Source organism: Microbacterium sp. P2_F9, from assembly GCF_056403635.1.
This window is the reverse complement of sequence record NZ_JBFUFC010000276.1, coordinates 1-3,658: the sequence shown is the minus strand read 5'-3', so window position 1 is coordinate 3,658 and position 3,658 is coordinate 1. Positions and strand designations below refer to the sequence as shown.

Here is a 3,658-nt window from a genome sequence, read left to right as displayed (position 1 = left end):
GCACGAACGCGACGAAACGCGGATGCCGCCAGCCGTAGTCGATGCCAGGCAACCAGATGAGCAGGGCGCCGAGGATGAGGATCGCGACCCACGTGATCATGCTCGCCAGCGCGAACCACGCCGGTCGCCGGGGGGCGAGATGGGTGTCCAGCAGCGCGGCGCCGGCGAACCCCGCGAGCAGCAGGATCGTCAGGAACGCCTTGCCGATGATGCCGTTCTGCGGCCCGAGCAGCACCCAGAGCACGCAGACGATCGCGGCGGCGATGAGGGCGCCGATCGCGGTCCAGATCGCGACCCGGATGACCCCGGACTCGGCGGGTCCGTTCGGTTCAGGCACGCTCATGACGATCCCCACTCTCTGCGAGTCCCGGCCCGCACGCTCATCCTGGCAGACGGTGCAGGTCGGCCCTACTCCCTGGTGAGCACGATGGCGGCCGGAAAGCGCGCGACGATCGGGTGGAAGAACGGCCTCGCCAACGCGGCGGCCTCTTCGGCGCCGACGATGCGCGGGCCGGTGGTCTGCTGCATCCGTCCCCTCCAGGTGATCGGTGCGCCGCCCGCTGCGACGATATTCCGGGCCCAGTTGGTCCTCGGCCCCCAAGGGAGTCCGATGAGGATGACGTCCGCTCTGGTGGTCGGCACGACGGCGACCGGCGTGTCATAGGGGGTGCCGCTCTTGCGCCCGCGATGGTGCACGACCGCCCACAGTGGGAACCACCGCCGGCCGGCGAACGCCCGCGCCATCGGCGCGGTCGCGCGCAGCACCCAGCGGGGCGGGCCCGACTGACCGGCGAGTTCGCTCATGGTTCCAGCATCCGCCACATCCGCGGGAATGTCTCGGAGTCGGATGCCGCACCCGGCGCTGTGGGAATTCCGAAGCACCCGTAAACGACGGAAGCGCCCCACGAGGGGGCGCTTCTTACTGGTGGCGAGTGAGGGATTCGAACCCCCGAAACTTACGTGTCTGATTTACAGTCAGATCCCTTTGGCCGCTTGGGTAACTCGCCAGTCGCGCACCCGCCCGGCTTTTTCAGTCGATCGGAGGCGCGATCAGCAATCTTACCCTTACTCGCGCGCGCCTCGAAATCGACGCCGGCCGACCACACGACGGCCGTCGACAGCAGGGTTCAGGTGCCGATGCGGTCGAGGTCGAGGTCGCCGATCGCCGAGGGAAGGCGCAGCAGCGCGCCTTCGAATCGGCAGGTCGCTGCCGCGACATCCATCGCCCGTTCGAGCGCGTCCCCCCACCCGTCAGCGTCGCGGGGAGCGCTGCCCCGCACCGCCGCGATCGCGGCCGCGAAGGCGGCGTCGCCGGCGCCCATCGTGTCCACGATCCGACCAGGAAGCGACGAGATCGGGCGGGTGACGACATCCGTCCCCGCCTCGATCGTGGCGCCCGCCGACCCCTGCGTCGCGAGCACCGCGGCCACCCCGAGGTCGACGAGACGCGATCGCAGCGCATCGAGGGGTTCGCCGTACAGCAGCGCCGCGTCGTCTTCGCCGACTTTGACGAGGGATGCCCCGGCCGCGAGCGCCTCGAAACCCCGGACGAATTCGGCGCGATCCCGCATCATCCCCGAGCGCGGGTTGGGGTCGATCGCGAGCGGAGCCGGGCCCCGGACGACCTGGGCGAGTTCGAGGGTCTGCGAGACGTCGTCGAACGGGAAGCAGCTGACGGCGACGAGTCCGGCATCGGCGATCGCGGCCCGTTCGGCATCCCCGAAGTGGATCTTGCGGTTCTTGGCCGCGTCGTTGAAGACGTAGACGGGCTCTCCCCCGCCGCTGCGGGTGCTGACCGCCCGAGATGACCCGTGCGTGGAAGGCGTCGCGATCAGGCCGACGCCGTAGTCCTCCAGATAGGACCGGATGTGGGAGCCGGCCTCGTCGTCGCCGACCATCGCGATGAGAGTGGCGGGCACTCCGAGCCGGGTCAGCCCGACGGCGACGTTCAGGGCGGCGCCACCCACGAACTCGCGGACTCCGCTGTCGTCGCGCAGCTCGTCGATCAGGGCATCGCCGATGACGACCACCGGTCCGGTCATATCCTGCTCCCCGCAGACTCGAGGACGGACTCCACGAAGGCCTCTGCCCGTCGCGTGGTGCCGTCGATCTTGCGGTCGACGCTCGCCCGCACCTCGTTCGGTGCGAGAGGAGCGGCCAGACGCACCGTCTCGTGACAGGAGAGGTCCGCGCAGATGTAGGTGCCGATGCTGTCGCCATGCGATCCGGCGGTGCCGGACTTGCGCGCGGTGAACAGCGCGACCTGATCGGCCGGCTGCATCGTGTGGCACACGTTGCACATCGCCGACCGGGCGCGCGATGTGCCCTCCGCGGCACGCAGGACGACACCGACGGGCCGTCCGCCGAGCTCGGCGATGACGTAACCGCGGCCGCGCGCGCGAGGGTCGCGCCAGGCCAGGAAGTCGAGGTGGTCCCAATCGGTGATCAGGAAATCGCTCGGAAGCGCCATGAGCCGAAGCTCATCGTCGGCGGCATTCACGAACGAGGTACGGACCTCTTGTTCAGTCAACGGGCGCATCGGACCTCCTCGCCGTTTCCCGACAGTCTACGAACCGCACCCCCCGCTCGGCATCCGTCTACTTGACGGCGCCGGCCGTCAGCCCGCCCACGATGAAGCGCTGCAGTGACAGGAAGAGCGCCATCGGAAGGATGGCGGCCAGGACCGCCCCCGCTGCGAAGACACTCCAGTTCTTGGATTGGGCGTTCGAGACGAACTGGAACAGTCCGACCGAGAGGGTCTGCTTCTCGGGGTCGATCAGGATCACGGAAGCGATCACATACTCGCCGAACGTCGAGATGAAGGCGAGCAGACCGATCACTGCGAGGATCGGAGCGACCAGGCGCAAGATGATCGTGAAGAAGATGCGAGCGTGCCCGGCACCGTCGATCTTCGCGGCCTCGTCGATCGAGGCCGGCACAGTGTTGAAGAACCCGTACATCAGGTATGTGTTCACCCCGAGCGCCCCGCCGAGATACACCATGATGATGCCGATCAGCGAGTTCAGACCGAGTGCGGGGAACACGTCCGAGATGGACGACATGAGAAGGAAGATCGCGACGAAGGCGAGCAGCTGCGGGAACATCTGTACCAGCAGAAGCGTGAGCAGTCCGAAGCGCCGGCCCGTGAATCTCATTCGGGAGAAGGCGTAGGCGGCCAGCGCGCACAGGAACACCGTCCCGGCGGAGGTCGCGAGACAGACGATGAGGGTGTTGACCCACCACGCCGCGTACGGGTAGTTGGGGTCCTGGAAGAGTGCGACGTAGCTGTCGAAGCTGATGTTCGAGAACAGCGAGTTCGCGGTGAGGAGCGTGCCACCGGGATTCAGCGACGCTGAGAGCACATAGACGAGCGGGAAGATCGCGAACAGCAGCACCGCGATGCCGACGAGGTGCCGCCAACCCGTCTCACGGAACCATTTCGGGAAGCGCCGGCGAGGTTGTTTCACTCTCTTGTCGTCGCGTTCGAAGACCGCCGCGTAGTCGACGGCCGTCATTTCCGGTGCGATGCCGGCGGACTGTTCCGCACTCATGTCAGTTCAGCTCCTCGAGGGCTTTGGTCTGTCGGAACGCGATCCAGGAAATCGTCCCCACCACGACGAAGATGATCACCGAGAACGCACTCGCGAGCCCGTAGTCG

Annotated in this window: 4 protein-coding genes, 1 tRNA gene and 1 pseudogene; all 6 read right to left on the bottom strand. The window is 67.5% G+C overall.

What is annotated here, in order from left to right; all coding sequences use genetic code 11:
• Positions 1–337: pseudogene (locus AC1DVT_RS18665) on the bottom strand (hypothetical protein); the annotation flags it as partial.
• Between the two features lie 71 nt (positions 338–408).
• On the bottom strand, positions 409–804 hold the full coding sequence (locus AC1DVT_RS18660; protein ID WP_477390715.1) for a nitroreductase family deazaflavin-dependent oxidoreductase: 396 nt from the start codon (positions 802–804) through the stop codon (positions 409–411).
• Positions 805–923: 119 nt separating this feature from the next.
• Positions 924–1,007 (bottom strand) — tRNA-Tyr (locus AC1DVT_RS18655).
• Positions 1,008–1,127: 120 nt separating this feature from the next.
• Positions 1,128–2,042 carry a PfkB family carbohydrate kinase gene (locus AC1DVT_RS18650; protein WP_477390713.1) on the bottom strand — a complete coding sequence of 305 codons (915 nt, stop codon included), beginning with the start codon at positions 2,040–2,042 and terminating at the stop codon, positions 1,128–1,130.
• Positions 2,039–2,539, bottom strand: a complete 501-nt coding sequence (locus AC1DVT_RS18645; RefSeq protein WP_477390711.1) for an FBP domain-containing protein — start codon at positions 2,537–2,539, stop codon at positions 2,039–2,041. The genes AC1DVT_RS18650 and AC1DVT_RS18645 overlap by 4 nt, the downstream gene beginning before the upstream one ends.
• Before the next feature lie 58 nt (positions 2,540–2,597).
• The gene (locus AC1DVT_RS18640) at positions 2,598–3,515 is read right to left on the bottom strand and encodes a sugar ABC transporter permease (RefSeq protein ID WP_477390717.1); all 918 of its coding nucleotides are present in this window, start codon (positions 3,513–3,515) and stop codon (positions 2,598–2,600) included.
• Between the last annotated feature and the right edge of the window lie 143 nt (positions 3,516–3,658).

Bases quoted from the DNA above. Each gene is read 5' to 3' on its own strand.
- AC1DVT_RS18645 (WP_477390711.1), bottom strand. From the start codon at position 2,539: ATGCGCCCGTTGACTGAACAAGAGGTCCGTACCTCGTTCGTGAATGCC.
- AC1DVT_RS18640 (WP_477390717.1), bottom strand. From the start codon at position 3,515: ATGACGGCCGTCGACTACGCGGCGGTCTTCGAACGCGACGACAAGAGA.
- AC1DVT_RS18650 (WP_477390713.1), bottom strand. From the start codon at position 2,042: ATGACCGGACCGGTGGTCGTCATCGGCGATGCCCTGATCGACGAGCTG.
- AC1DVT_RS18660 (WP_477390715.1), bottom strand. From the start codon at position 804: ATGAGCGAACTCGCCGGTCAGTCGGGCCCGCCCCGCTGGGTGCTGCGC.